Below are 24,766 nucleotides of genomic sequence, written 5' to 3' on the forward strand. Positions count from 1 at the left end.
TCAACTGCACTCCCATGAACCGCTTCGCTATCCAACGCTTTCTGTGGGGCGAATCACGATACTTTAAAAGAGGAAGCAAGCCCCTTTTGGCTGTTGCTCTACTGGCTGGATTAGCTTATTGGTTATTGCCTACACCAATATCCCACTACGAAGAAGTGAGTCGGGGAACAGTATTGGCCCAGCAACTGGACGCTTTCTATCGCCAACACCACACATTACCTGCCACAAATGACTGGGCGCTTCTAAAACAGCTAGGCTTCACGGAAGCCGAGTTGAATGCAGCCAACCCGGAATACCACCATCTTGCCAGCGACGCTTACGAATTAACCTTTGTTAAAGGCTTCGACGGCCCTTACCTGATGTGGAATTCGCGGGAGCGTAGCTGGAAATCGGGTTTCCCCACCCTACCCGTTCGTTAATATTTGCTTTAGTTCTCGCCATGAACCACCTCGACCCCAACCGCCACGTGCGCGGCGAATCGCAGTACCTCGACGACGTGCCCGTGCAGCAGGGCACCCTGTTTGCGGCCGTATTTGAAAGCCCGCTGGCCCACGGCGTGCTCAAAAGCCTCGATTTCAGCGCCGCGCTCACGGCGCCCGGCGTGGTGCGCGTGCTCACGGCCCAGGACATTCCCGGCGAGAACCAGATTGGCGGCATTGTGCCCGATGAGCCGCTGCTGGCCGAGGGGCATGTGCATTTTCGGGGGCAGCCGGTGGCGCTGGTGCTGGCCCGCACCGAGGCGCAGGCCCACGCTGCCCTCAAGCTCATCAAGGTCGAAATCGACCCGCTGCCCATCATCACCGACCCGCGGGTGGCGGCGTCGCAGGGCGAGTTCATCGTACCGCCGCGCACCTTTAAAATCGGTGATTCGGCGGCGGCCTGGGCTACTTGCGCGCACGTGTTTGAGGGCGTGGCCGAGAACGGCGGGCAGGAGCATTTGTACATCGAAACGCAGGGCGCCTACGCCTTCCCCACCGAGATGGGCGGCGTGCGGATGATTTCCTCGACGCAGGGGCCGACGGCCGTGCAGCGCCACACGGCCGTGGTGCTGGGCCTGGGCATGCACCAGGTGGAAGTGGACGTGACGCGCCTCGGCGGCGGTTTCGGCGGCAAGGAAGACCAGGCCACGCCCTGGGGCGCCCTGGCCGCGCTGGGCGCCTTCATCACCAAGAAGCCGGTGAAGCTGGTGCTCGACCGCATGGCCGACATGCGCATGACCGGCAAGCGCCACCCCTACTCGTCCGATTTCAAAATCGGCTTCGATGCCGACCTGAAAATCGTGGCCTACGAAGTCACGTTCTACCAGAACGCGGGCGCGGCGGCCGACCTCTCGCCGGCCGTGATGGAGCGCACGCTCTTCCACGCCACCAACGCCTATTTCGTGCCCAACGTGACGGCCACGGCCTTTTCGTGCCGCACTAACCTGCCGCCCAACACGGCCTTCCGGGGCTTCGGCGGGCCGCAGGGCATGTTCGTGATAGAGTCGGCCCTGGCCAAGGCGGCCGAGGAGCTGGGCCTGCCCACCCACGAGCTGCAGCGGCGCAACCTGCTGCGCGAGGGCGACCTGTTCTCGTACCGGCAGGCGGCCGAAATGTGCCACGCCGAGCAGGCCTGGGACACGGCCGCCCGCGAGTTCGACCTGGCCGGCATGCGGGCCGAAGTCGACCAGTTCAATCAAACCCATAAGCTGAAGAAGAAGGGCTTCGCGGTGATGCCCATCTGCTTCGGCATCTCGTTCACCAAAACGCCCATGAACCAGACGCGGGCGCTGGTGCACATCTACTCCGACGGCTCGGTGGGCATCAGCACGGGCGCGGTGGAGATGGGCCAGGGCGTGAACACGAAAATCGCGCAGGTGGCGGCCCGCACGCTGGGCATCTCGATTTCGCGCATCAAAATCGAAACCACCAACACCACCCGCGTGGCCAACACCTCCCCCAGCGCCGCCAGCGCCACCGCCGACCTCAACGGCAAGGCCACCGAAATGGCCTGCGCCGCCCTGCGCCAGCGCCTGCTCGAGCACGCCAGCACCGAGTACACGCTCAACTACGAGGGCCTCGAAATCCACGACGAGCAGGTGCTGGCCGCCGGCGTGCCCGCCGATACCAACTGGGAGAAGCTGGTGTCGTCGGCCTTCTGGAAGCGCGTGGCCCTCACCGAAAACGCCCACTACGCCACCCCCGACCTGCATTTCGACGCCACCGTGAACCAGGGCCACCCCTTCGCCTACCACGTGTACGGCACGGCCCTCACCAGCGTAACGGTGGACTGCCTGCGCGGCACCTACACTGTGGATGCCCTGCGCATTGCCCACGATTTCGGCCAGAGCTTCAACGAAGTCATCGACCGGGGCCAGATTGAGGGCGGCGCGGTGCAGGGCATCGGCTGGATGACCATGGAAGAAGTGGCCTACAACGCCGAGGGCCGCCTGCTCAGCAACTCGCTCAACAGCTACAAAATCCCCGACATCTACGCCGCCCCCCGGGTGCTCGACGTGCATTTCCTCGACACGCCGGGCCACCCCAAGGCCATCCTGCGCTCCAAGGCCGTGGGCGAGCCGCCGCTCATGTACGGCATCGGCACCTACTTCGCCCTGCGCGACGCGGTGCGGGCCTTCCAGGGCCACACAGCGCTGCCGTTTTCCGCGCCGATGACGCCGGAAAAGGTTCTAGTGAGCTTGTACCCGGAGTTTTCTCATGAACCCACGCCTGCGGTGGCATCTGTTAATTAGCCAGCCTAATGTGGCGCTGGTTAACAGAATGGCTGCGGCCTTCGCCCCGTAAATCATCCATTGAATGGAGAGGCAATGTCATCATTTTTTCGATTGGGAAGGACTACGACATAGAAAAACTCTCCGAAGTAATGACGCTTTATTATTCGGAAGCCATTAAAAAAGCGACCAATATCATCGTCGATATTGGTGAATTGACTTCCATCAATGTAATGGGTTCGGAGATTTTAATGCTCAAGGAAAAGCTGGCGAATCAAAGCCCTTACAACTTGGTTTTTTGTGGCCTCAAGCCTGAAACAAAGACAATATTTGAAATAATTGACCCTAAAGAAGCATTTGGGAAATTGGTCAGTTTCAATTCTGTCGGCGAGGCACTTATTTTTTTGAGTTCAGTTCATTAGCTGAATGCGTCAAGGACATACGCTGTGATAGAAATCTAAAAAAGCAACAGTGGCATCAGTAGCTTCAGGCTTCAACAAAATATCTGCGATATTAAAGTGTACAATTCTGCCAGCATTTTACTTCCTTGTTGCGGCGACACTTACAAACTGCTTCAATATGCAAAAGACGGAACAATTTGAACCAGAGAATAAGTGGTTCAAGCTAATTTACCCAGCATCTTGGCAAATAGAATCCGAAGACGATATCTACACCTTCACAGAAGCACACGACCCAAGTTGGGCATTCCAAATATCCGCGTACCGAGCTACGCATGACACAATACCAGATTTTAGCATTAGTGAGGAATTACAGAACACCATCGAAAGTCATCCTACAGCGAAAATAATTTCTTTACCGAATCGAAAAGCTGTTTACTATACCGAACGCAAAGGCTCTTCTTTGCTGCAAATCTGGATAATTGGCGGAAAAAGGTGCAAAGCTTTTTGCAGTTATACAGCCGATACGCCAGCGCCAAAAAACGCGAATTTTAACGCTTCTCAACAAGCAGTTAATTCAATGGAAATTCAGTAACCATGAATAATAGAAACAGAAAGAGGCTGAAGCTCCCGTAGCTTCAGCCTCTTCTCGTTTCTGCCGCAGCTCAGGGCTTTGGGGAAGGAGTTGGGCGGGCCGGCTATCGGGCCGAACACTGGTTGGCAGGCGGCCGAGCGCGGCAGCCGGTTACTTTTGCCCTACCGCACGGTTTTTCCACCTCACCACACGGCTGCCCCTGAAAAGGTGAAGCCCCCGGTGTTGGAGCACCGAGGGCTTCGAAGAAGAAGGTGGAATAAGCACCTAATTCTCGGTCCAATGAGAAAAAATCGTGCGGCGAAGATACGGCGGAAAGTCGTTCTTCGTAAACCCATACCACCAACGCCCGAAAAAGGTTTCTGGTGGTGGCTGGTTCTGGAAACGGTCAAGGTGGCGCTAGCCGCCGCGGCCCGACACTGGATAAGCTAACGGGTTGGCAGGGGGCGACGCCTCGCGGCGTCGCCCCCTGTTTTTTAGTGCGCCGCCTTAGCCCGCCGGCCCTGCAAAATGCGGTAGAAAGAGCGGGTCTGCACCTCTTCCAGGGTGAGGCCGGTGGCCAGGATTTCCTCTTCCGAAATCGCGCCGCAGTTCAGGGCTTTCAGGAAGAAATTGAGCAGGCCCTGGCCGGTGGCGGCGTCGTCGAAAATGTCGCCCGTGAGGGTGGAAATGGCGGCGCGCTCCACGAAAGTTTTCAGGCGGAACACCGCGTCGTCGTAGCTGCTCAGGAAGAAATTGTAGGTGGCGGCGTAGCGCATCGGCAGCTGCGCGGGGTTCAGGTCCCAGCCTTGGTAGAAGCCGTTGATGAGCGAGTGCGTGCTGTGGTGGTAGGCCTGGCGCCAGGCGTTGTGCACCGACTCACGGTTTTCGCGCAACTGGGCAAACGTCAGGTTGTCGCCGCGGTGCGGGCCGATGGGCATCACGTTGGTGGCCCCGTCGGAGAGGAAAATGCCGGTGCCGCCCAGCGCCACCTTGGTCATGTGGTGGGCGAAGTCGTTCACAGGGTGGCCCATGGTCTGGTACTTGGCCGTAATGCCGCAACTGGCGGTGTAATCGTAGGTACCGAAGTGAGCCGCGATGCAGCGTCCCTCGCTGGCCCGGATGATGCGCATGAGCGGGTTGCGCCCCTCCTCGTCCATGATGATTTGCGTGGCCTCCACCATCGTTTCCATTTTGAGGGTGCCGGGGGCCAGGCCGCTGGCCTTTTCCAGCAGCTCAAACAGGCGCACCATTGTCGTCATCTGCTCGGGGATGGTCACCTTGGGCAGCATCACCACGAAGTTGTCGGGCAGCTGGCCGCCGGTTTCGGCCAGCAGCGTGGTCAGGAAAATATCCAGCGTGCGTACGCCGCGCTGCTTGAGGTCTTCGGTGAAGGGCTTGATGCGAATGCCGATAAAGGGCGACAGTGTGCCCTGTTGCATGCCCTTGGCTACTTCCTTGGCGGCGCGCACGGCGGTTTCGTCCTCTTCAGCATCGGGCCGGTTGCCGAAGCCATCCTCGAAATCGACGCGGAAGTCTTCCACGGCCTCGCGCTTCAGCTTGGCCACAATCTTATTGTAGACCGAGTAGGCCAGCCAAGCGGGCTCCTGCTTGCGGTCCTCGGGGCTCATGGCGTCGAGCTTGGCGGTGAGGGCGGCCACGTCGACCTCCAGGTGCGGCAGGTGTTCGTGGTTTTTGAATTGCAGCGCGCGGGCCAGCTCCACGAAGTTGGGCGCGTAGGTGAGCAGGTTGTTGAGGGCGATTTCGCCCATACGTACGCAGGTATCGGCCTTGAAGAGGTTGGCGCCGCCGTACACGGTGTGCACGGGCTGGCGGTCGGGCCGGTCGCCGGGGTAGGTCTGCTGGAACTTAATGTTGGCCGCGCCCAGCTGGTTGAGCAGGGCGGCTTTGTCGGATTCGGGTAGGCTGAGTTTCATGGTGGGAATTGGCGGGATGTAGCGCGAAGCTCCCGCTTCGCGTATCGTTGAACGGTAATCGTTGTAATGGCGCGGCCGAAATGCGAAGCGGGAGCTTCGCGCTACATCGTTTTCAGGAGCCGCGGTAAGTAGAATAGCCGAACGGGTTCAGCAGCAGCGGCACGTGGTAATGGGCATTTTCGGCCACGTTGAACACAATTTCCACGAAGGGGTAAAAATTTGCTGTGCCGTTTTGCGCGAAATACTCTTGGGTGTAGAATTTCATTTTATACACGCCCAATTCCACCTGTTTTTCTTTCGGCAATAAATCCGGAATGCGGCCGTCGGCATTGGTTTTGCCGCGCGCAATTTCCTGCCAATTATCGCCTACTTGTTGTAGCAGCGCAATACTGACATTGGCCGCCGGCTTGCCCTTGGTGGTATCGAGAATGTGAGTGGTTATCTGGCTCATGCGGCGAGGAGTTTTTCGAGGCGAATACGGGTGATTTTATCCTGCTCGCCGGCGGCAATCAGGATTTCATCTTCCGGTTTGTTAGGCAGGCGAGCTTGCAGCAGGGCCAGCATTTCGTCGGCTGTTTTGCCCGTGGCGCACACAATGAAGATGTAGCCGAATTTGCGCTCATAGTCTTCGTTCCCTGTCGCCAAGGCCTCCAAAGTGGCCTGGGAAGCCTGTTTAACGGACGCTTGCTCACCTTCCGCCCATTGGCTGGTACTGGCAAATTTCTCGCGCAGCGCTTCTACACTGCCGCCGATTTTGGGGTGGTGCGTAAAGGCTTCGCGCCAGTCGGCTTCGGTTAGTTTATTCCACTGAGCAGTGGCTTCCTGCATTAAGGTTTCGGCGTTAGCAAATGGAAATAGCGCGGCCATATTTTCTACCCACGCCGTGGAGCCGCAGCACTTTTGTAGGGCTTCGGCGAGGGCAGGCTTGGGCAGGTTATTGAGTTCAGAGAGGGTCATTTATTCCATTGTAGTGTTTCAGCAATTCTTTTTTTGCCCTTTCCATCGTGCTGATAAATTCATTCAAGTTGACAGTGATATGGTCGGGCATGCCGTAATTGATTTTAGCGTCGTTGTAAAAGCTGACGTTAAACTCACCTTTCTCCGTATCAACGTGACATAAAGATAATTTCCCGTAGTACACTTCGGCATACAAATACTTGCCATCTGTTGCGCTTGACAAGTCGAACCAAAACCCATCAGGAGGTCTATTTCCCACACCCTTTTAGTTTAAATCACCGTCGGGAAGCGGTTCACGTTCTTGTAGTAGATGTATACCGACGGCTCCTGGCCCATGGCCGTGGCCCACTGCTGGCAGTAGGGTGCCATCCAGATGGAATCGCCTTTTTTGACGGGGTACCAGCACTGGTCGAGCATGTAGATGGCTTGGCCTTCGAGGTACATCAGGCCGTGCTCCATGATGTGGGTTTCCACCATCGGCAGGTTGCCGCCCAGCCCGTAGGTGAAGATGTTGACGGCCATGTCGAAGCCCGGCTCGTTGGGCAGCAACTCCTGGATGCGCAGGGCCTCGTCGTTCATGTATACCGGCGCTTTGCTGTAGTCGCGCGCGCCCCAGAAGATGCCCGGCGTGGCGTGGCCCGCCAGCGACTCGTACACTTTGTGGAAGGTGAGCAACTGCGTGCCGGCTTCGGGCTGGCTGAAATCGTAGGCGTGGCCCACGGGCACGTACACGTACTCGCCCACTTTCAGGGCGCGGGTTTCGCCGTCCACCGTAGCCGTGCAGCCGCCCTGCACCACGTAGAAGAAAATCTGCGAGGCCTCGGTTTCGCCCTGCACGCGGCCGGCTTCGGTGAGGGTGATGAGCGTTTGGCAGAGGCGGGCACCCATCTGCTCGTTGATGATGACGTTGGTGGTACAGCCGGTCCAGCCGGGCACGTTGCTGTTGATGTAGCCATCGGGGGCAATGATGGCGTGGTTGCGCTTCACAACCGAGCGCGTTAGGGCGGACATTTCCATATTAGCGGGTGGGATTTTGGGTGCGGAGAAGAGCGATAAACTGGTCGGCCACGGCCACGGCAGCGGCCAAATCGGCCAATTCCACGTTCTCCAGCGGGTTGTGGCTGATGCCTTTGTAGCAGCGAATGAACATCATCGTGGCCGGCGCTACAAACGACACGGGCACAGCGTCGTGGCCGGCACCGCTCACCAGCGCAATGGTTTCGTAGCCGCTGGCGGCAATGGCCTGGGTTAGCAGCGTGTTCAGGCCAGCGTCGCAGGTTACGGGCGCGGTTTTCTGCACCAAGTTCCAGTCTAGGTCCACGTTGCGGTGGCCGGCCACGGCTTCGGCGTGGCCGCGGAGGTAGTCGTAGGCCTGGGCCAGCTGCTGCTCGTCGGGGCTGCGCAGGTCGAGGCTGCACGTTACTTCGCCGGGGATGACGTTGCTAGCCGCGTGGCCGATGGCCAGCTTGCCCACCGTGGCCACCAACCCGCGGCCGTGCACCTGCGCAAACTGCTCGGCCGTGAGCACAAACTCGGCCGCGGCACACAGGGCATCCTGACGCATGTTCATGGGCACGGTGCCGGCGTGGCCGGCCATGCCCCGAAAGGTCAGTTCCACGCGCTGCTGGCCGGCAATGGCCGTCACCAGCGCCACGGGCACGTTGCGCTCCCAGAGCACCGGGCCCTGCTCGATGTGCATCTCGAAGTAGCCCAGCCACTCGGCAGCCGGAATGGCATCCAAGCTCAGCTGCGAGGCATCGCCACCCATGGCCACCAGGGCCTGGTCGAGGGAAATGCCGGCGGCGTCGCAGCGGCCCAGCAGAGCAGGGTCGAAAGCGCCCGTTACTACTTTGCTGCCCAGATACGTAGTGTGGAAGCGCACGCCTTCCTCGTCGCTGAAGGCAATCAACTCGATGTGAAAAGGCAATTCGGCTTTTTGCGCCAGGAGGTTTTCCAGCAAATCGAGGCCCATGAGTACGCCCAGCGGACCGTCGAATTTGCCGGCATTCACCACCGTATCGATGTGCGAGGCCAGCACGAAGGTTTTGGCGTCGGGGTTTGGGCTTTCGAGGCGGGCGCGCAGGTTGCCGATGCCGTCGATACGGTGGTGAATGCCGGCGGCTTCGAGCCAGCCTTGCACCAGGTCGCGGCCTTCGACGAAGGCGGGCGTGCCGAAGGTGCGCGTCACGCCATCGGCGTCTTCGCTGATGGCGGCCAACTCGTTGATGCGCTGCATAATTCGCTCAGCGCGCGCGGTGTATTCCTGCTGCATTCCGCTACCGGGTTAAAAATTCGCCGTGGTTGAGGCGGAGGAAATTCGGGCGCTGGAAAACCTGTTCGCCTTTGAGAAAAGTTAATTCCACCACGCCCGCCAATTCCTGGCAAATGTAAGGCGACACTTTGTGTTTATGCAGAATCAGTTCTTCGGTCACCTCAAAGGTCATTTCGGGGTCAAACACAATTAAATCGGCGTCGAAGCCGGGCGTAATCCGGCCTTTGCGCTGGCTTTGGCCGGCCAGTTTGGCGGGGTTGGTGCTTAGCCATTTCATGAGGTCGGACAGGCTGGCGCCGCGCTTTTGAGCTGCTGTCCAGAGCACGGGCAGGGCGAATTGCAGCGAGGCAATGCCGCCCCAGGCGGTAGTAAAATCGCCGCTGTCGAGCTGCTTCAAATCGGGCGGCGCGGGCGAGTGGTCAGTGGCTACGAAATCGATAATTCCGGCTTCCAAAGCGGCCCACAACTGGTCGTTGTTAGCCTTTTCGCGGATGGGCGGCGCGCATTTGAACTGCGTCTGGCCGTCGGCAATGTCCTCGGCGTTGAAATAAAGGTAGTGCTGGCCGGTTTCCACGGTCAGCGGCAGCCCTTTGGCTTTGGCGGCGGCGATGGGCGCAATGGAATCGGCCGACGAAAGATGCACGATGTGCACACAGCACCCCGTTTCCTCGCACAGGCGAATCATCATGGCAATGGCATCATCTTCCCACTTTTTGGGACGCGACGCCAGGTAGTTAGGGTACGAGCGGTGGTCGTTCCGCTTCCACGCATCATCGTCTTCAGACAGCTCGCAATGCACCAGCAGCGGCAGCCGGTGCCGCGCCAGAATTAGCATCACCCGCCGCAAATCGTCCTCCGTCGCGTTCGGAAAATCATCAATCCCGGAGTGCGTCAGAAACGCCTTGAAACCGAGCACCCCGGCCGCAATCAGTGGCTCAATCTCATCAGCATTGCCTGGTACCACGCCACCCCAGAAACCCACGTTTGTATGCAGTTGACCCTGGGTGGCGGCGCGCTTGATTTCCAGATTGGCCACCGAGGTGGTGACGGGCGCCGAGTTCAGCGGCATATCCACCAGCGAGGTGAGGCCGCCGGCCAGCGCGGCGCGGGTGGCCGTGTCGAAGCCTTCCCAGTCGGTGCGGCCGGGCTCGTTGATGTGCACGTGCGGGTCGATGACGCCGGGCAAAATGGCGCGGGTGCCCACGTCGAGCAGCGTGGCGCCGGCCACGTCGGCATCGTGGGGCAATAGGGCACTGATGCGGCCGTTTTCAATAAGGATGGTGGCGGCGCGCTCGCCCTCGGGCGTGACGACGCGCTGGCTGCGCAAAGCGAGAGTTGGCATGGGTAGGGAATTTGGCGCTAAATTGGGGGCTTTTTCCCGGTTTAATTATTTAGCGGGAGAGGAATTCAAACCAAGAAAGAACGTCATGCAGAGCGCAGCGAAGCATCTTGCCCGCCGCAAGTAATTAATACTGTTACAACGAAGCGGTAAAGATGCTTCGCTGCGCTCTGCATGACACGCTAAGTCCTTCCCACTGACACGCCGCCCTGCCCTTCCATGCTCCAATACGTTACCCTGTTTGCCCTGATTCTCACCTTTCTGCTGCTGCTGGGCGTCATCTTCGCCTTGCAGCGGGTGGCCAAAACGCGGCCCGGCGGCGGGGCCGTGGGCGACGGTAGCTTCACCCTCGAAGGCTATTCCTACGCGCTGATTCTGCTGGCCGTCATCGCGGCGGTGGGCATTGCCTACGTGCTGGCGCGCGACTCGCCGTGGTCGGGCCACATCATGGAATGGCTCAACATCGTGGTGCGCCTGATGCACATCACCTTCGGCATCGCCTGGATTGGCGCCTCGTTTTACTTTGTATTCCTCGAAAACGCCCTCAACCGCACCGACAACGTGCGCGACGAACTGGCCGGCAACCTCTGGGCCGTGCACGGCGGCGGCTTCTACTACCTCGAAAAGTATAAGACGGCCCCCAAAGTCATTCCCAAAAGCCTGCACTGGTTTAAGTACGAGGCCTATTTCACCTGGCTGTCGGGGTTTAGCCTGCTGTTCGTGGTGTACTATTTCAACGCCAGCTCCATGCTGATTGACCCGCGGGTGCTGGACATTTCGCCGCTGGCGGGCGTGGGCATCGGCGTGGGCTCGTTTGTGGCGGCGTGGCTGCTGTACGACGGGCTGTGCCGCACCGATTTCGTGCGCAGCCCGTGGTTCAAGGTGGTGGGTTTCATCCTGGCCACGGGATTTGCGTTTTTCTACGCGCAGGTGTTCAGCGCGCGGGCGGCCTACATCCACTTCGGGGCCATGCTGGGCACGCTCATGGTGGGCAACGTGTTTTTCACCATCATCCCGGCTCAAAAAGCCATGGTGAAGGCCGCCACCGAAGGCACTCCCCTCGACCCGCAGCTGGGCAAAAACGCCCTGGCCCGCTCGCTGCACAACAACTACTTTACGCTGCCGGTGCTGTTTGTGATGGTCAGCAACCACTTTCCCAGCACCTTTGGGCACGCCTACCCGTGGGCCATTCTGGCGGCCATCACGCTGGGCACCGCCGGCGTGAAGCACTGGCTGAATCTGCGCGAGAAGCACCAGACCGACACCGCCGTATGGGTGCTGCCCGCTGCCGTGGGCGTGCTGCTGGCCGTGGTATTCGTGACGGCCCCACCCGCCCAATCGGGCGGCTCGGCCGGTACGGCTTCGGCCTGCACTCAGCAGGTGCCCATGAGCCAGGTGAACATGATTGTGCAGAAGCGCTGCATCCAGTGCCACTCCGCCCACCCCACCGACGACGTTTTCAAGTCGCCGCCCAACGGCGTGGTATATGACACGCCGGAGGACATCATTCGTCTGAAAGACAAAATCATGCAGCGCGTGGTGGTGACAAAAACGATGCCCCAGAACAACAAAACCCAGATTACCCAGGAGGAGCGTGACCTCATTGCGTGCTGGATTAACCAGGGAGCGCAGAATAAGTAGCCGATGCCAACAACCGTTTGAACGTCATGCAGAGCGCAGTCGAAGCATCTCTACAGGGTAAGTAATTTATTTACTATTGCACGCGAGATGCTTCGACTGCGCTCCGCATGACGTTATTTTTCAACCCCTTACCTCATGCCCTCCTTTCCCCGCGACCTCCCCGTTTGGACCCTGGCGGCGGCCAGCCTGCGGGCCGGCACGCCGGTGGCGCTGCTGTGCGTGGTGCGCAGCGCGGGCAGCAGCCCCGGCCGCCAGGGCTTCAAAATGGCCGTGACAGCCGACACCGTGGCCGGTTCCATCGGCGGGGGCATCATGGAGCACAAGTGGGTGGAGCTGGCCCGCCAGCGCCTGCGCGACCCAGCGCCTGAGCCGCTGCTGCGCCCCCAGATTCACCGGCGGGAGGCGCCGGTCGACCGCTCCGGCATGATGTGCTCGGGCGAGCAGGAAGTGCTGCTGTGGCCCCTCGCGGCGGCCGACTTGCCCACGGTGGAGGCCATTGAAAGCGCCTTGCTAATAAATTCGGGCGGCTACCTGGCGTTTAGCCCGGCGGCTGGCCTGCTTATGACGGCAGCAGCTGAAGTAGCTTTTGAATCTTCAAAAACACTATTTTACGAGTACCAGCCTGGCCCGGTGTGGCACTACCGCGAAAGGCTGGGCTTCCGCGACAAGCTAACTATCGTGGGGGGCGGGCACGTGAGCTTGGCCTTGTCGAATGTGGCGGCGGCACTGGATTTTGAGCTCACCGTGCTCGACGACCGCGCTGACCTGCCCACGTTCGAAAGCAACCACGCCGCCCACCACAGGCACGTTATCGACTATGAAAACGTGGCCGCCGCCGTGCCAGCCGGCCCGCACCGCTACGTGGTGGTGATGACCGTGGGCTACCGCAGCGATGCCGTGGTGCTGCGCCACTTGCTCAGCCGGCCCTACCGCTACCTGGGCGTGATGGGCAGCGTGGCCAAAGTAGCCGAGTTGCGGCGGGGGCTGCGGGAAGACGGTTTTTCCGCCGACGAAATCGCGCGCCTGCGTGGCCCCATCGGCTTGCCCATTCAGAGCCAGACGCCGGAGGAAATTGCCATCAGCATTGCCGCAGAACTGATACAGGTGCGGCGGAGCAATGAGTCGTGAGCAAAAAGAACGTCATGCTGAGCGTAGTCGAAGCATCTCTACCGTAATAATCCTGTCGATTGGATTGCTACGGCGCTAGAGATGCTTCGACTACGCTCAGCATGACGTGCTTTTTGCTTTGTTCAGCTAGGGGTGCCTTGCAACCAAGACGTCCCTACCGTTCCGCGTCGCTGGCGCCGGTGGGGTTCACGTTGCCGTTGGCGAATTCTTCGGTGAAGACGCGGTAGCGGTCGAGGATGGAGCGGACGGAGCGCTTGAGCACGATTTCGCCCATGGGGCCTTCGGGCACGGTCACGCCCGAAGCGTAGCCGTTCCACACGGCGCGGTTGGTTTTCACGTCGATGAGGGTGACGAGGAGCGTGCCCTCGGCCAGCAGCAGGCGCACGGGCTGGTAGCCCTGGCGGTCTTCCTTGGGCGTATCGTCGTTTTCCTCGATGTTGCGCTTAATCCACTGGCTGAGGTCTTCCTGCTGGAAGCCGTGGAAGTTCATGTCGCCCTCGTACACGCGGAAATTCACCAGCATGTCGGGGCGGCGGGTGGCTTTGCGGTAGCCCTGGGCCAGGAAGCGCTGCTGGATGGCCTCGCGCAGCGTCTGGCCCAGGCGGCTGCTGTCGGAGGTGAGGCCGGTGCCGGTCACGAAATCGTAGGTGCGGTAGTGGCGGAAATTGCCGCGGTAGCTGTAGTCCGAATCCACGCGGGCTTCGCGGGTGGTCATGCAGCCCGTGAAGCCCAGGGCGGCCAGCAACAGTAGCGTAATCGTAGGTTTCATATGGAAAACGATAATCGGGTTAAGGACTACCAATATACGAAACCTAAGGCACTTAGCGGCTTGAAGAAGGGTGATAAAATTATGATTTTTTCAATGAATCGGCCCCATTTCAATCGTAGCCGCATTTAGGACCTGTCGGTAGACTTGGGATGGGCCTGGCATCCTCCCCCGCCAGCCCGCGTTGAAGCGCCTTCCGTTGAAACCGACAACCGCGGCCTGGATTTGAATCAATACAAATCCCCTTCCTTGCGGCATTAGCTATTGATGTCGCAAAAACCGGTTGGTGGAGTGGTACCAGTTGAGCGAGCACGGCGTGTGGAGCTACACGGCCCTGCCGAGCCATCGATGCCGTCTTTATTCCCGAGCTGAATTTGACGATGACGCTGGTGCAGATTTATGAGGAAGCAGGCCTGGCGCCGATGACGGCGGGCTTTGCGGCGAAAGAGGCGGAATAATTAGCCAATCAAAACGCCTGTCATCCTGAGCGCAGCGAAGGACCTTATCACGGCTTTATCGTCCGATTTACTGCAAACTGTTCGAGCGTAATAAGGTCCTTCGCTGCGCTCAGGATGACAGGCTTTCACCGGCCCGCTCCTACCGGTACCCGGCCGCCTGCAGCTGGAACAGCTCGGCGTAGCGCCCGCCCTTGGCCAGCAGCTTCTCGTGGCTGCCGATTTCCACAAACTGGCCATTTTCGATGACCAGGATGCGGTCGGCCATGCGGACGGTGCTGAAACGGTGGCTGATGAGGACGGCGGTTTTGCCCTGGGTGAGCTCCTTGAAGCGCTGGAAGACTTCGTATTCGGCGCGGGCGTCTAGTGCTGCTGTTGGTTCGTCGAGGATGAGGAGTTGGGCGTCGCGCATGTAGGCGCGGCCGAGAGCAATTTTCTGCCACTCGCCGCCGCTGAGGTCCACGCCGCCGTTGAAGCGGCGGCCAATCATCTGGTCGTAGCCGTTGGGGAGTTTGGCAATGACGGTATCGGCGAGGCTCTGCTGGGCGGCGGTTTCGATGCGGGGCTGGTTGTGGCGCTCCTCGATGCGGCCGACGGCGAGGTTCTGGCCGGCGGGGAGCTGGAAGCGCACGAAATCCTGGAAGATGACGCCGATTTCCTGGCGCAATTCGGCGGGGTCGTATTCGCGCAGGTCGTGGCCGTCGAGCAGGATGCGGCCTTCGGTGGGGTCGTAGAGGCGGGCGAGGAGCTTGACGAGGGTGGTTTTGCCGGCGCCGTTTTCGCCCACGAGGGCCAGCTTTTCGCCGGCTTGCAGGGTGAAGCTGAGGTTACGAATGGCCCATTTTGTACCATTCTTGTACTGGAAGCCGACGTTTTCAAACTGAAAACCCTGCTGAATGGGCCGGGGAAAGGGAATGGGCCGTTCGCCGGTGAGCTCCTGGCGCACGATGCGCGGCCGCAGCGCAAAGAAGTCGAAGAAATCCTGGAGATACAAGGCGCCGTCGGCCACGGAGCTGAAGCGGCTGAGGATGCCTTCGAGCAGGGCGCGCAGGCGGGCGAAGGAGCCGGCCAGGAAGGTGAGCTGGCCGAGCGAGATGCTGCCGGCCGCGGTGCGGGCGATGATGTAGACGTAGGCGCCGTAGTAGCCGGCGGCGCCGATGGCGGCGAAGAGGGTGCCCCAGCCGGCGCGGCGCAGCACGAGGGATTTGTTTTGGCGGTAGAAGTCGTCGGAGAGGGTGCGGAAGCGGCCGATGAGGAAATCGGAGAGGCCGAAAATCTTGACTTCCTTGGCGGTTTCGTCGGAGGCGCCGGTTTGGCGGAGGTAGTCGAGCTCGCGGCGCTCGGGCGTCCAGGAGTGCGAGAGGGAGTAGCTGCGCTCGTTGAAGTGCGACTCGCCGAGGAAGGCGGGCACCACGGCCAGCAGCAGCAGCCCCAGCAGCCAGGGCTGGAAGGCGACGAGGCCGCCGGCGAGCAGCACGAGGGTGATGACATCCTGGCCCTGGCTGAGCACCTGGCTCATGAGCACGGTGCGGGAGAGGGTTTGGCGGCGGGCGCGCTCGAGCTTGTCGTAGAAGGTGCTGTCTTCGAACTGGTCGAGGTCGAGGCGGGCGGCGTGCTCCATGAGGCGGATGGAGGACTGGTTGGCGAACAGGTCGCCGAGCAGCGAGTCGAGCAGGGCCACGCCGCGGCCCAGGGCATCGGCGAGCAGCACGAGGCCGAACTCGAGGCCCACGAGGGTGAGCACGGGCGTGAGCTGGCGGGCGGCGGCGGGCAGCTTGGTGAGGGCCACCACGTCGTCGATAATCAGGCGGCCGACGTAGAGCGTGGCCAGCGGCAGAAACGCGCGCAGCAGGCGCAGCACGAGGTTGGCGGAGGCCAGCGCGGGGCTGGTGGCCCAGATGAGTTTCAGGAAGGCGGGCAGGTGGCGCAGGGCCGATACCCGCTCGCGCACGCTCACGGCGGGCTTTTCGGGGCCGCGCCCGGCGTTGGGGTTCTTGGCGGAGATGGATTTCAGGAAGTCAAACATGGCCCGGGCGTGGGCAAGGTTGGGGCCGGGTTTGGGGGGCGGCCGTTTTGGCAGGGGACGTGGGCCGACTCATATAAACATTGTAGCTACTAACAATACTTCATAACATTGTACACTCACGCAAGATGCAGTTAGCATCGCACATGGTGATTGTAGTTCGCTTTATAAGCCACAAAAAATGCCGATTCCTGCCAAACACTTAGTTCAGCATCAAAACAATCTAGTTACTGTCGACCTTGACGCGAAGCTTACACATGCATTAGCACTGATGATTGAACATGATTTCAGTCAATTGCCAGTTGTAGATGATGCTTTTAAGCCGCAAGGAATTGTCACGACTGATGGGATTACGCGCGCGTTGCTCACACTTGGCACGAATGTCAAAGAAATCAGAGTAAAAGACGTTTTTACCAAACCTCCTATTTTCCACGCTGATGAAGATTTACTTTATCTGTTAGATTATTTACTCAAAGCATCTGCGGTATTTATAGTCGACACAGAAGGCAAACTTATTGGCATCATAACTGACTACGATACAACACAGTATTTTAGGCAACGCGCAGAAGACATCGTACTTGTTGAAGATATTGAGAGCACATTGAAGTCGCACATACGGGCAGTGCATAATGCGCAAACGGAAGACAGTGAAGAATTACTTACTGGTATTGCCAGTTTGAATACTACACTTGACGAAACCAGAAAAAAAAGCTATGCAGCTTTAAATGAATTTAGCAAAAAGAAGGCTATAGAATTAAGTACAGAAGAGGCAGATGAAATTATTAATAAATTCTTTCCAATAACCGGTAAATCGCGCACTTTTGACAGCCTAACATTATCGGAATATATACAGTTTGCCCACAAAGTTTGGCCTAAGCTCAATCCAACGTTCAGCCTACCTAAGAATGCATGGTCAGAAATGATGGATGCTGTCAGGGAGATACGCAATAAACTAGTTCATTTTCGAGGCGATATATCTCCAGTAGAACGAACAAAGCTTCGTTATTGTGCAGAATGGTACAAGGCCCACCAACCTGTTCAACAAGAGGTAAAGTCTGATGATAATAATCCGGATGTTACACCTTCCGAAACAGACTCGGCTCTAAATATTGAGCAGAGACTTATTGTTCCACCAGGCGAAAATGATATTTCCAAACATGGTTATGGATTTATCGCAACCAGATTAAATGCGGTTAATAAAGAACTGGCGACACCTAGAGAAGTGTACAGTATTTCTTTTGCTTCGCTAGAGAAAATGCTAAGCATGAAATTGCCAACAGCTGCTTACGAACATATAGCTTGGTGGACAGAAAATAAAATAAGGGCTAGGTTATGGGCTCGACGCGGTTGGATAGTTACAGCTGTAAATCTGGCTGGGTCGACGCCATTTGTCACATTTAGAAAGTTACATACACCTTCTACTCCCGCTTAGTATTACTTGCTGTAATGCTATCTCAAGCAGCCCCCGCCCCGCCAGCGGCTGGGGCTGCTGGCGGTTCCGGCCGGGGCCGCTTACACGCCACGCGGCCCCTTCTACACGCCACGGACGTGCTCCTACGCATCTCGGGCGCGCTCCTACACGCCACGGGCTTGCTCCTACACGCCACGGGGCTGCTCCTACACATCTCGCGCCTCCTCCTACACGCCACGGGCTTACTCCTACACGCCAAGTGGCCGCTCCTACATGCCAGGCTCCGGCCCCAACAAATTTTTGGCAGCTAAAACCCCGTCCACTGCGAATAGGAGCGGATAGCGGGGAAGACAAGTGGAGCAAAGTCAGGAATACCTACCTACTACGGGGGAGAATGGGTAGCTTACTGCCTCATCATTCCCAACCCAACTACCCTTTTTATGGATGCCCAAGACACCTCCATCCTCGACAGCGGCCAGCGCGTGGGCCTGGTCGCCGCCGATTATCCCAAAGAGCTGGCGGACTTCCTGCCCCTGCAAGCCGCCAACACGGACCGCGCCGAGCTGGTGACCGCCATCGAGGCCCAGCAGCAAGCCCAGGACACCCGCACCACGCCCGCGACGACCGATAAGGACGACGCCCGCGAAAAAATGGCGCAGGCCACGGCTACGCTCTCGGCCAAGGCGGTGGGCTACGCGCTGGCCACCGGGCAGCTGGGGTTGAAGCAGGCCTTCACCCTCTCCTACGCCGACGTGCGCTACGGCGAGGCCACCGAGGACGTGAACCACGTGCGCGACCTGGTGAAGGCCGTGGCGGCCCTGCCCGCCCAGGTGCGCAAAGACTACCGCCTGAGCGATGCCGTGATTCAGGCCCCGGCCGACGCGGCGAAGCTGTTCGAAGACGCCGCCGACGACCAGACCGACGCCAAAGCGGCCCCGCGCCTGGCCACGCTGGCGCTGCCCGAGCTGCTGCGCCGCCTCAGCGCCGCCCTGCGCCTGATGGAGACGCTGCTCAAGGGCCAGCGCACCGATACGGACCCGGCGTTTCAGTGGCCGGCCTTTTATGCGGCTTTTAAGGAGGCCAACAAGCGGCGGGGCCTGCCCAAACGCGCTGGCAAAGCCAAAAAGGGAACCCCGCCGAAACCGGACGGGACGGTATAAGGGTGTGCACGGCGGTGCGGCGGCTTGGCACGACCACGAAAAAGGCCCTCACCTGACGGTGAGGGCCTTTTTTATTGCTGGCGGGTTTGGTTCGGTTCTGGCGGCGGTAGCGCGCTTGGCCTCATGGGCAACAGTGCTTCTCGGGTTTCTGGTCTTGGTAGTGGGTTGACAGGCGGGCATGAGGGGCTACTAGGATGCTCGGGATTAAGCACTAACTAGCAGCTTAACTCACCGTCTAGCTGAACTTGAACGGCTTATTCCCCCAATACGTCCATAGTTCCATTCCACAATTCAATGCAGCAGTCAACACTTTTGGACACCATCAACCAAGCCATTGTTGTTGCGCACGGTTCGGCCACAGTTCCGCACTATGGTTTTTTGCAGAAGACGTACGATAAGCGGCCCTATCAGCCGTTGGTAGCTGAACTTGCGTCGCGGTTTGCCATCACGGACACCACCGACCTGAACTACGATTCGGCCATGGTTTACCACTTGTGTCAGCAAGAAGAGCACTGCTTGTTGCTCTCGCTGGTAGGCAAGTTTTTTCTGCTCTTTGATTCCCTTGTGGACCGAGAGTGCCTTGTTGAACAACCCGCCACGGAGGAGTCACGGGCGGTATTTCGAACTGTGCAGCAACACGGATTTGTTTCCATTGACCGGACTACCCTAGAGCGACACACCTGCTTGGTAGACGATGAGGGAGTCTCCAAAACCGTGTGGGAAGCCCTTTTTGACCGAAGCTGAAAATCCGCAGGCAACCAAACAACAAACGCTCGGCATCCTAGTCTACTCCACGCCTCGGCAACCGGCCGCCGCAGCCCTGGCAGCGCCCAAGAAACCCAGCCACGACTCACCGTTTCCCCAGCAGCCCCCGCCCCGCCAGCGGCGGGGGCTTCTTTCGTTTTTGACCGGCATCAGCACCAGCCACAGTAGCCAGTCGCCCCGGTTAAAACTCTGTCGGCAAATAGGGCCACGCGAAATAGAGCACTGCCCCTTGTAGCAGCGTCAGCCCCAGGGTAACGCCCCAGAAAGCGGTTTTGCGGTTTTTATGGTGCAACAGCCAGATGGCGGCCCACGCGCCGGGGGCCGCGCCCGGCAGCGTGGCGAGGTGCAGCGTTTTTTCGGCAATGCGCCGCTGGCCCCGTTGCGCTTTGCGCTTGTCCAGGGCGAAGAGCAGGAAACACAGCAGATTGAGAAAGAACAGGCAGCTCAGGAGAATGGTCATGGGGCGGGCGGCGGGCCGGGGGGTGGGCTGGGACGGTCGCGGGGCGGGTCTGAACCGGTTGGGCAAGTTCAAAAAGAGCGAGGAAGACGCGACGCTAGCAGCCTGACCGGCCCCGCTGGCGCCAGCGGGGCCGCAAGTTATGGCGTTGCGGTTAAGGGGAAGATGGGGTATCTCTCGGCAGCCCCCGCCCCGCCAGCGGCGGGGGCTTCTTCGTATCAAAGCCGGCCGGAAACTGCGGGTGGGCCAGTTGACACGCGGCACCGCGGCCCCACGCCAAAATGCTGCACCAAAAATCGCGCGTTTTAGGGAACCAAAAATATATTTTTTATAAGCCCGGCCATCCGAAGCAACTTGGTATAGTTATATCATGCGTGCCCGCAGCCTGCCACGCAGGGCGCTTCCTTTCACGCTTTTTTCCGCTTTTTATGCCATGTGCCCTCCCCTCTCGTGCTGCCACCAGCGGCTAGTTCAGCCACTGCCTACCCAGCTTTATTACCTGGTGCGCCTGCTGCTCACCCATAATTCTGACGAACTGCTGGCCGACCAGCACGAGCCCGTGCAACAGCGCCTGGAGCAGCTCTGGGGCCGGGTGCAGCACTCGGTGCAGTGCCGGTGCCGGGTGTCGGCCGCGCGGGCCCTGGAGCTCACGGAGTGCCTCGTGGCGTGTTTGCTGCGCGAGGAATGCTGCCGCCGCTCGTTGCGGCGGGCGGTGCCGCTGCACGAGGCGCTGGGGCCGGTACTGAGTTAAAACCGGCGGGCCAGCGTCAGGCTGTGCGAAGTGAAGGCCGTGACGCCGCCCAGCCCGGTTTCCTTCATCACCTTGCCGCCTACGCGCCAGCGCTGCGTGGTGCCCAGGCCCACTTCCAGGTTGAGGGAGCCCAGCAGGCCGGCGTGCGCGCCTTGCCAGGTGGCCAGGCTGTAGCGCAGGTAAGGCGCCTCAGCGTAATTGCCCACGAAGCTGTAGCCGTTGTGCTGGTAGTAGCCCGCGAAACCGCCCGCGCCCACCGCAAACAGGACGCGGCGCGCGTTGCCGAAGGGATACCACAGCGCCTCGGCTTCGGCGTAGCCGGCCCGGTAGTTCTGGTTCGGCAGCTGGCTGGCCATGCCCTCCTGCGGCTGGCCGCCGATACCCACCAAGCGCCCGGATGCGCCCCAATGGCGGCATAGCAGCCGGGTGTATTCCACGGCTACGCGCAGGCAGTGGTAGGTGGGGCCCGCGGCTTCGGTGCGGCCCACGCCCATCCGCAGAAACGCCGGATGGCTGGGAGCATCGGCGGCCGGGGCAGGCAGGGCAGTGGTTTCGGCCAGGGCGGCCGAAGCAGGGGCCGCTGTGGTGGTTTGCGCATGGCCCGCTACGGGCAACGCCAGGGCGACCAGCCCAGACAGGAAAGCTCGGGAAGAAAGCTGCATCGAATAAAGTGGAAAGGTGGTGGGGTGCCGTTTCGGGCTGAAAGCTGCCGGTTACTGGCAATTCTGTGCGCTACCACAGCCCCGTTGAGGGCTGCCTGAATTTTACAGGTTCAGCCCAGGCAAGTTAAACAGCATGGTGGACAACGCCAACCCGCCTGCTCTACCAGCAGCCCGGCCCTGGCCCCGGCAGCAGGCAATTATTTGGGCATATCCCAGTAACTTCCGGCAGCAGAAGCAGCTCTGCGGCGAGAGCCGGCCCTGCACGGTGCTTGATGCCGCTGGCTGATTTGTTCCAATCGGCATCCGTAAGGGGTGGCAGCGGGCCATGGCTCAGCGCAGTCTGGCTGCGCCTGGCAATTCGGGCTTCCATTGCCCGCGTCTGGCTGATGTAAATTTGACCCGATTCCCCCGTTTTTCATCCCTAAATTCTACCCTCCCCTTGCGCCCGCCCGCCGACCCTGCCCGCATCAACGTCCAGTCCACCATCGACGTGAACTACTGGTGCCAGACCTTCAACTGCACCGAAACCCGCCTGCGCAACGCCGTGCTGGCCGTGGGCCCACTCGCGGCCGACGTGCAGGCCTACCTCAACCGCTGAGGAAGCGGTGGCCGCCGTGCGCCCTGCAAAAGCCGCCATTACGCACCGCACGCAGCAGCAGGGGAGCGGCAAATGACGGCCCGGCGGCTGCTACCTTCCCCCGCACCGCACGCCGCCGAACCAACTAGGTCTACTCCTTTTCCTCGCCCGATGCGACTACCCCTACTCCTGCTGTTGGCGCCTCCGCTGCACGCCGTGGCCCAACATACCACCGGCTTCAGCACCACCAACCCCAGCGCGAACAACGCCATGCGCGATTTCTCTGCGGGGGTGAGCCAGGCAAACGCCACGTTTCAGCGGCAGGTAGCCGGGAATCGGATGGCGCTGAGCGGCCCGGGGGTTTTACCGCTTTGAGTTGCGGCTGAACGACAACGCCTTTACGAGCAACCGCTGCATTGTGCGCACGACAAAAGTCTGTAATTGCATCCCCATCGACTTAGCTGACCAATTGCTGGAAAACTGCCCGTGAGGCAGCTCCCGGCGCCGCGCCGCCACCAGTTCAACCGTTCTAAACTAACATTTTATGATGGCACGACCGTTTTTCCCTTCGCTGATGATTGCGGCTTTTTTAGTACTGAGTGCCGGTTGTTCCAAAAAAACAGAGCCCTACGCGCCCACCACCCCCGCTCCAAGCGCCGGCATCTACGACCTCAACAGCCGCATCCCCAGCAGCGGCGCGGTGGCCAGCCGCCAAATCAGCGCGCAAGTGCGTACGGTCGTCACTTCCGACAATGTCAACGACCAGCTGGAGGTACGCTTCACCACTATTCCTAAGCCGGCCACCGGCGAAGAGCACCTCCTGCTGACCTTCATCAAAGCCAAAGGGCAGCCCGCTACGGCGTACCGGTACTTTGGCGGAGCCTACTACCTCAATGCCGCACCATACGCCTTATTCACCGACGATGTAGCCACGATTATCCCCACCCCCAGCGGTGGCTTCTCGGGCATGTTTTCGGCCAAGTGCAGCGAGCAAGTAGGCACCCCCAACCAAACGGATTATACCATCGTCAACGGCACCTTCACCAACGCCAGGCCCTAGGCCCTTTACCATACCTCTACCAACTGCGCGGCAGCGGCAGCATCGCACCGCCGGACGGCCCGCCAATCGACCTGAAAGGGTGGCAAATGCGTGTACATTCTGGCGCGCTGTAGCACACCCTGATTTAACCAAACCCTCTTGACTGATTCCAATCCTTCTATTTCACCGACTCCAGCCGGCCGAACGTATTCTCTCGGGTTCTGGCTGAGAACTAACAATATTTTGTTTTCAGCTTGATTTCGCACTTTTTGCAAAAAAAGGTGGCAAAAAGGGTGGCAAATCACGCCATTGTTGTGACGTATTTAGCCACCGTGCTGGGGGATATTGCCAGGGTCCGGGCGATGTAGCCGTTGGACTTCCCCTCCCCTTTCAGGGCCCGCGCCTGGGCCACCACGGCTGCCGCTTTCGTCGGTGCCCCGAGTTTGGCGCCAGCGGCCTTCTTCTTGGCCAGGGCCGCCTTGGTGTTCTCCGAAATTTTAATCAGGTCCTGCGCGGCGATGGTGGCCAGCATCGAGACAATCACGTCGCCGAAGGGCCCGAGGCTGTCGAGGTAGGGCTCGGTGAAGGACTTGTAGTTGACGCCGTGGTCGCGCAGTTCCTTCAGGTACTTGAGCGTGGGCAGGGCGCCCTCGCGGCTGAAGCGGTCCAGGCGCCAGAACACGACCAGGTCGAATTTCTTCTGGTAGGCTTCCAGTAGCAACTGCTTAAACTGGCTGCGGTCGGACTTACCGCCCGACACCTCCTCGGTGAACACCTTATAGATGGTGCCATGCTTCTCGGCAAACTCGCGCAGCTGGTGCACTTGGTTCTCCGGGTCTTGGCCTTTGTCTTTCGTCGACACGCGGGCGTAGATGGCTACTCTCATTCTCTGATTATACCATTTAGTTTGTCTAAGCCCTTTTGCAATGCTTGACTTAATGAATCAGTAAACGGCATTATTTCTTGGAAGGCGCGGATAAAGCTGAGAGTGTCTTCGTACACCTTTAGATATGCCTCAAGTAATTGCCGCGTGATTTTTATAGACACAGTTTCGTTAGCGCCATTCAAAAAAGAGATATACCATTCATAGGTAGAAGGGCGCCCCCGCCTAGTAGTAATTCTGTGCTTGCCATCCAGGTCACTGGGTGACTTGCCTCCACAATCAACAAAACCCTCTGGGGCAATACATAGCAAGCCCAGCTTTCCATGCGTGAAAATGTTACGGTATGTAACGAAATGCTCTAAATCCGTCCGAAGTTCTTTGGAAAGTGTATGCTTTGTTTTAGCATCGCGTTTCACATAACTGACAATATTGTTTTTTAAAGCCATGAAATCTCTTGCACCCGGCACATTGAGTTCTGCATCAGTCTTTCCGAGTGCGTATTTATTAAGTCGAAGAAAATGAGAATTAATTTGCTCTGCATTTGCCGATTGGTTTGCTATCAAACTCCGCATATCAATGTATTGCTTCAATATCTCAGGCGTTATTTGATGTGCTGAGATAGCCCATATTACTGCGTAATCATCAGGCAAGAACCCAGCATTGTTGAAGGCAATAGTGCCAAAATTTAAATGCTGCCTCAAACCCATGGTAGGTTCGGTGTATTGCACATCAATTGCCTGATGGGCAGCAGCAAATGGAATGATAAGTTCCTTGGGGTTTACTAAAGCCATAGAACAGATTCAAAAAAGTGTTATTATTAAGCAAGAAAGGAATCGCGTAATACTCAAAGTTAACCATCCAATA

Annotated in this window: 25 protein-coding genes; 13 read left to right on the plus strand and 12 right to left on the minus strand. The window is 59.2% G+C overall.

The annotated features are described in order from the left end of the window. Positions 1-14: 14 nt before the first annotated feature. The 4 genes from Q4S41_RS16065 to Q4S41_RS16080 all read left to right on the plus strand — a co-directional run bounded on the left by Q4S41_RS16065 (position 15) and on the right by Q4S41_RS16080 (position 3,703). On the plus strand, positions 15-419 hold the full coding sequence (locus Q4S41_RS16065; protein ID WP_305032144.1) for a hypothetical protein: 405 nt from the start codon (positions 15-17) through the stop codon (positions 417-419). A gap of 20 nt (positions 420-439) precedes the next feature. Beyond that, a complete protein-coding gene (locus Q4S41_RS16070; RefSeq protein WP_305032145.1) occupies positions 440-2,731 on the plus strand; it encodes a xanthine dehydrogenase molybdopterin binding subunit in 2,292 nt (763 codons plus the stop codon). Between the two features lie 8 nt (positions 2,732-2,739). Beyond that, positions 2,740-3,132 (plus strand): STAS domain-containing protein, encoded by a 393-nt coding sequence (locus Q4S41_RS16075; protein ID WP_305032146.1) that lies wholly within the window; start codon positions 2,740-2,742, stop codon positions 3,130-3,132. Positions 3,133-3,289: 157 nt separating this feature from the next. Beyond that, the gene (locus Q4S41_RS16080; protein WP_305032147.1) at positions 3,290-3,703 is read left to right on the plus strand and encodes a DUF3805 domain-containing protein; all 414 of its coding nucleotides are present in this window, start codon (positions 3,290-3,292) and stop codon (positions 3,701-3,703) included. A 473-nt stretch (positions 3,704-4,176) separates the two neighbouring features. Here the strand turns inward: Q4S41_RS16080 and Q4S41_RS16085 are convergent, their stop codons facing one another. The 6 genes from Q4S41_RS16085 to allB form a co-directional block, all read right to left on the minus strand. Continuing rightward, positions 4,177-5,616 (minus strand): DUF6986 family protein, encoded by a 1,440-nt coding sequence (locus Q4S41_RS16085; RefSeq protein ID WP_305032148.1) that lies wholly within the window; start codon positions 5,614-5,616, stop codon positions 4,177-4,179. Positions 5,617-5,728: 112 nt separating this feature from the next. Further along, positions 5,729-6,067 (minus strand): hydroxyisourate hydrolase, encoded by a 339-nt coding sequence (gene uraH, locus Q4S41_RS16090; protein WP_305032149.1) that lies wholly within the window; start codon positions 6,065-6,067, stop codon positions 5,729-5,731. Beyond that, positions 6,064-6,573, minus strand: a complete 510-nt coding sequence (gene uraD, locus Q4S41_RS16095; protein ID WP_305032150.1) for a 2-oxo-4-hydroxy-4-carboxy-5-ureidoimidazoline decarboxylase — start codon at positions 6,571-6,573, stop codon at positions 6,064-6,066. The genes uraH and uraD overlap by 4 nt, the downstream gene beginning before the upstream one ends. A gap of 270 nt (positions 6,574-6,843) precedes the next feature. Beyond that, positions 6,844-7,584, minus strand: coding sequence for a (S)-ureidoglycine aminohydrolase (gene allE / locus Q4S41_RS16100; protein WP_305032151.1), 741 nt, complete (start codon positions 7,582-7,584; stop codon positions 6,844-6,846). A 7-nt stretch (positions 7,585-7,591) separates the two neighbouring features. Next, on the minus strand, positions 7,592-8,845 hold the full coding sequence (locus Q4S41_RS16105; protein WP_305032152.1) for an allantoate amidohydrolase: 1,254 nt from the start codon (positions 8,843-8,845) through the stop codon (positions 7,592-7,594). 4 nt (positions 8,846-8,849) lie between these two features. Next, positions 8,850-10,187 carry an allantoinase AllB gene (allB, locus tag Q4S41_RS16110; protein ID WP_305032153.1) on the minus strand — a complete coding sequence of 446 codons (1,338 nt, stop codon included), beginning with the start codon at positions 10,185-10,187 and terminating at the stop codon, positions 8,850-8,852. A 216-nt stretch (positions 10,188-10,403) separates the two neighbouring features. Here allB and Q4S41_RS16115 point away from each other — a divergent pair, with 216 nt between their 5' ends. After that, the gene (locus Q4S41_RS16115) at positions 10,404-11,825 is read left to right on the plus strand and encodes a urate hydroxylase PuuD (protein ID WP_305032154.1); all 1,422 of its coding nucleotides are present in this window, start codon (positions 10,404-10,406) and stop codon (positions 11,823-11,825) included. A 135-nt stretch (positions 11,826-11,960) separates the two neighbouring features. Beyond that, complete coding sequence (locus Q4S41_RS16120) at positions 11,961-12,953, plus strand: XdhC family protein (protein ID WP_305032155.1); 993 nt, start codon at positions 11,961-11,963, stop codon at positions 12,951-12,953. 154 nt (positions 12,954-13,107) lie between these two features. On the opposite strand, the gene Q4S41_RS16125 is transcribed toward Q4S41_RS16120, so the two are convergent. Next, entirely contained in the window at positions 13,108-13,722 is a 615-nt protein-coding gene (locus Q4S41_RS16125; protein ID WP_305032156.1) for a DUF4136 domain-containing protein, read from the minus strand. A 594-nt stretch (positions 13,723-14,316) separates the two neighbouring features. Next, the gene (locus Q4S41_RS16130) at positions 14,317-16,200 is read right to left on the minus strand and encodes an ABC transporter ATP-binding protein (protein WP_305032157.1); all 1,884 of its coding nucleotides are present in this window, start codon (positions 16,198-16,200) and stop codon (positions 14,317-14,319) included. A 178-nt stretch (positions 16,201-16,378) separates the two neighbouring features. Here Q4S41_RS16130 and Q4S41_RS16135 point away from each other — a divergent pair, with 178 nt between their 5' ends. From Q4S41_RS16135 to Q4S41_RS16145, 3 genes are all read left to right on the plus strand, one after another. Then, positions 16,379-17,629, plus strand: a complete 1,251-nt coding sequence (locus Q4S41_RS16135; RefSeq protein ID WP_305032158.1) for a CBS domain-containing protein — start codon at positions 16,379-16,381, stop codon at positions 17,627-17,629. Between the two features lie 419 nt (positions 17,630-18,048). After that, positions 18,049-18,768 carry a hypothetical protein gene (locus Q4S41_RS16140; protein ID WP_305032159.1) on the plus strand — a complete coding sequence of 240 codons (720 nt, stop codon included), beginning with the start codon at positions 18,049-18,051 and terminating at the stop codon, positions 18,766-18,768. A gap of 312 nt (positions 18,769-19,080) precedes the next feature. Further along, positions 19,081-19,512, plus strand: a complete 432-nt coding sequence (locus Q4S41_RS16145) for a hypothetical protein (protein ID WP_305032160.1) — start codon at positions 19,081-19,083, stop codon at positions 19,510-19,512. 202 nt (positions 19,513-19,714) lie between these two features. Here Q4S41_RS16145 and Q4S41_RS16150 read toward each other — a convergent pair whose 3' ends face one another. After that, positions 19,715-19,993: a DUF1294 domain-containing protein gene (locus tag Q4S41_RS16150; RefSeq protein WP_305032161.1), complete on the minus strand. Its 279-nt coding sequence runs from the start codon at positions 19,991-19,993 to the stop codon at positions 19,715-19,717. Between the two features lie 430 nt (positions 19,994-20,423). Here Q4S41_RS16150 and Q4S41_RS16155 point away from each other — a divergent pair, with 430 nt between their 5' ends. Beyond that, on the plus strand, positions 20,424-20,741 hold the full coding sequence (locus tag Q4S41_RS16155) for a hypothetical protein (protein WP_305032162.1): 318 nt from the start codon (positions 20,424-20,426) through the stop codon (positions 20,739-20,741). Here Q4S41_RS16155 and Q4S41_RS16160 read toward each other — a convergent pair. After that, positions 20,738-21,403: a hypothetical protein gene (locus tag Q4S41_RS16160; protein WP_305032163.1), complete on the minus strand. Its 666-nt coding sequence runs from the start codon at positions 21,401-21,403 to the stop codon at positions 20,738-20,740. The two genes, Q4S41_RS16155 and Q4S41_RS16160, sit on opposite strands and share 4 nt — an antisense overlap. Before the next feature lie 439 nt (positions 21,404-21,842). Here Q4S41_RS16160 and Q4S41_RS16165 point away from each other — a divergent pair, with 439 nt between their 5' ends. The 3 genes from Q4S41_RS16165 to Q4S41_RS16175 all read left to right on the plus strand — a co-directional run bounded on the left by Q4S41_RS16165 (position 21,843) and on the right by Q4S41_RS16175 (position 23,040). Further along, entirely contained in the window at positions 21,843-22,001 is a 159-nt protein-coding gene (locus Q4S41_RS16165; protein ID WP_305032164.1) for a DUF3606 domain-containing protein, read from the plus strand. A 150-nt stretch (positions 22,002-22,151) separates the two neighbouring features. Then, complete coding sequence (locus Q4S41_RS16170; RefSeq protein WP_305032165.1) at positions 22,152-22,355, plus strand: hypothetical protein; 204 nt, start codon at positions 22,152-22,154, stop codon at positions 22,353-22,355. Positions 22,356-22,554: 199 nt separating this feature from the next. After that, entirely contained in the window at positions 22,555-23,040 is a 486-nt protein-coding gene (locus Q4S41_RS16175; protein ID WP_305032166.1) for a hypothetical protein, read from the plus strand. 280 nt (positions 23,041-23,320) lie between these two features. Here Q4S41_RS16175 and Q4S41_RS16180 read toward each other — a convergent pair whose 3' ends face one another. Continuing rightward, on the minus strand, positions 23,321-23,905 hold the full coding sequence (locus Q4S41_RS16180; protein WP_305032167.1) for a recombinase family protein: 585 nt from the start codon (positions 23,903-23,905) through the stop codon (positions 23,321-23,323). Then, positions 23,902-24,693 carry a hypothetical protein gene (locus Q4S41_RS16185; RefSeq protein WP_305032168.1) on the minus strand — a complete coding sequence of 264 codons (792 nt, stop codon included), beginning with the start codon at positions 24,691-24,693 and terminating at the stop codon, positions 23,902-23,904. The genes Q4S41_RS16180 and Q4S41_RS16185 overlap by 4 nt, the downstream gene beginning before the upstream one ends. Positions 24,694-24,766: the final 73 nt, after the last annotated feature.

This window comes from Hymenobacter convexus (genome assembly GCF_030580955.1).
Lineage (GTDB): Bacteria > Bacteroidota > Bacteroidia > Cytophagales > Hymenobacteraceae > Hymenobacter.

Bases quoted from the DNA above. Each gene is read 5' to 3' on its own strand.
- Q4S41_RS16065 (WP_305032144.1), top strand. From the start codon at position 15: ATGAACCGCTTCGCTATCCAACGCTTTCTGTGGGGCGAATCACGATAC.
- Q4S41_RS16185 (WP_305032168.1), bottom strand. From the start codon at position 24,693: ATGGCTTTAGTAAACCCCAAGGAACTTATCATTCCATTTGCTGCTGCC.
- Q4S41_RS16130 (WP_305032157.1), bottom strand. From the start codon at position 16,200: ATGTTTGACTTCCTGAAATCCATCTCCGCCAAGAACCCCAACGCCGGG.
- uraD (WP_305032150.1), bottom strand. From the start codon at position 6,573: ATGACCCTCTCTGAACTCAATAACCTGCCCAAGCCTGCCCTCGCCGAA.
- allB (WP_305032153.1), bottom strand. From the start codon at position 10,187: ATGCCAACTCTCGCTTTGCGCAGCCAGCGCGTCGTCACGCCCGAGGGC.
- Q4S41_RS16080 (WP_305032147.1), top strand. From the start codon at position 3,290: ATGCAAAAGACGGAACAATTTGAACCAGAGAATAAGTGGTTCAAGCTA.
- Q4S41_RS16085 (WP_305032148.1), bottom strand. From the start codon at position 5,616: ATGAAACTCAGCCTACCCGAATCCGACAAAGCCGCCCTGCTCAACCAG.
- Q4S41_RS16160 (WP_305032163.1), bottom strand. From the start codon at position 21,403: ATGCAGCTTTCTTCCCGAGCTTTCCTGTCTGGGCTGGTCGCCCTGGCG.
- Q4S41_RS16115 (WP_305032154.1), top strand. From the start codon at position 10,404: ATGCTCCAATACGTTACCCTGTTTGCCCTGATTCTCACCTTTCTGCTG.
- Q4S41_RS16105 (WP_305032152.1), bottom strand. From the start codon at position 8,845: ATGCAGCAGGAATACACCGCGCGCGCTGAGCGAATTATGCAGCGCATC.
- Q4S41_RS16180 (WP_305032167.1), bottom strand. From the start codon at position 23,905: ATGAGAGTAGCCATCTACGCCCGCGTGTCGACGAAAGACAAAGGCCAA.
- Q4S41_RS16075 (WP_305032146.1), top strand. From the start codon at position 2,740: ATGTGGCGCTGGTTAACAGAATGGCTGCGGCCTTCGCCCCGTAAATCA.
- Q4S41_RS16175 (WP_305032166.1), top strand. From the start codon at position 22,555: ATGATTGCGGCTTTTTTAGTACTGAGTGCCGGTTGTTCCAAAAAAACA.
- Q4S41_RS16150 (WP_305032161.1), bottom strand. From the start codon at position 19,993: ATGACCATTCTCCTGAGCTGCCTGTTCTTTCTCAATCTGCTGTGTTTC.
- Q4S41_RS16140 (WP_305032159.1), top strand. From the start codon at position 18,049: ATGGATGCCCAAGACACCTCCATCCTCGACAGCGGCCAGCGCGTGGGC.
- Q4S41_RS16125 (WP_305032156.1), bottom strand. From the start codon at position 13,722: ATGAAACCTACGATTACGCTACTGTTGCTGGCCGCCCTGGGCTTCACG.
- Q4S41_RS16155 (WP_305032162.1), top strand. From the start codon at position 20,424: ATGTGCCCTCCCCTCTCGTGCTGCCACCAGCGGCTAGTTCAGCCACTG.
- Q4S41_RS16170 (WP_305032165.1), top strand. From the start codon at position 22,152: ATGCGACTACCCCTACTCCTGCTGTTGGCGCCTCCGCTGCACGCCGTG.
- Q4S41_RS16120 (WP_305032155.1), top strand. From the start codon at position 11,961: ATGCCCTCCTTTCCCCGCGACCTCCCCGTTTGGACCCTGGCGGCGGCC.
- Q4S41_RS16070 (WP_305032145.1), top strand. From the start codon at position 440: ATGAACCACCTCGACCCCAACCGCCACGTGCGCGGCGAATCGCAGTAC.
- uraH (WP_305032149.1), bottom strand. From the start codon at position 6,067: ATGAGCCAGATAACCACTCACATTCTCGATACCACCAAGGGCAAGCCG.
- Q4S41_RS16135 (WP_305032158.1), top strand. From the start codon at position 16,379: ATGCCGATTCCTGCCAAACACTTAGTTCAGCATCAAAACAATCTAGTT.
- allE (WP_305032151.1), bottom strand. From the start codon at position 7,584: ATGTCCGCCCTAACGCGCTCGGTTGTGAAGCGCAACCACGCCATCATT.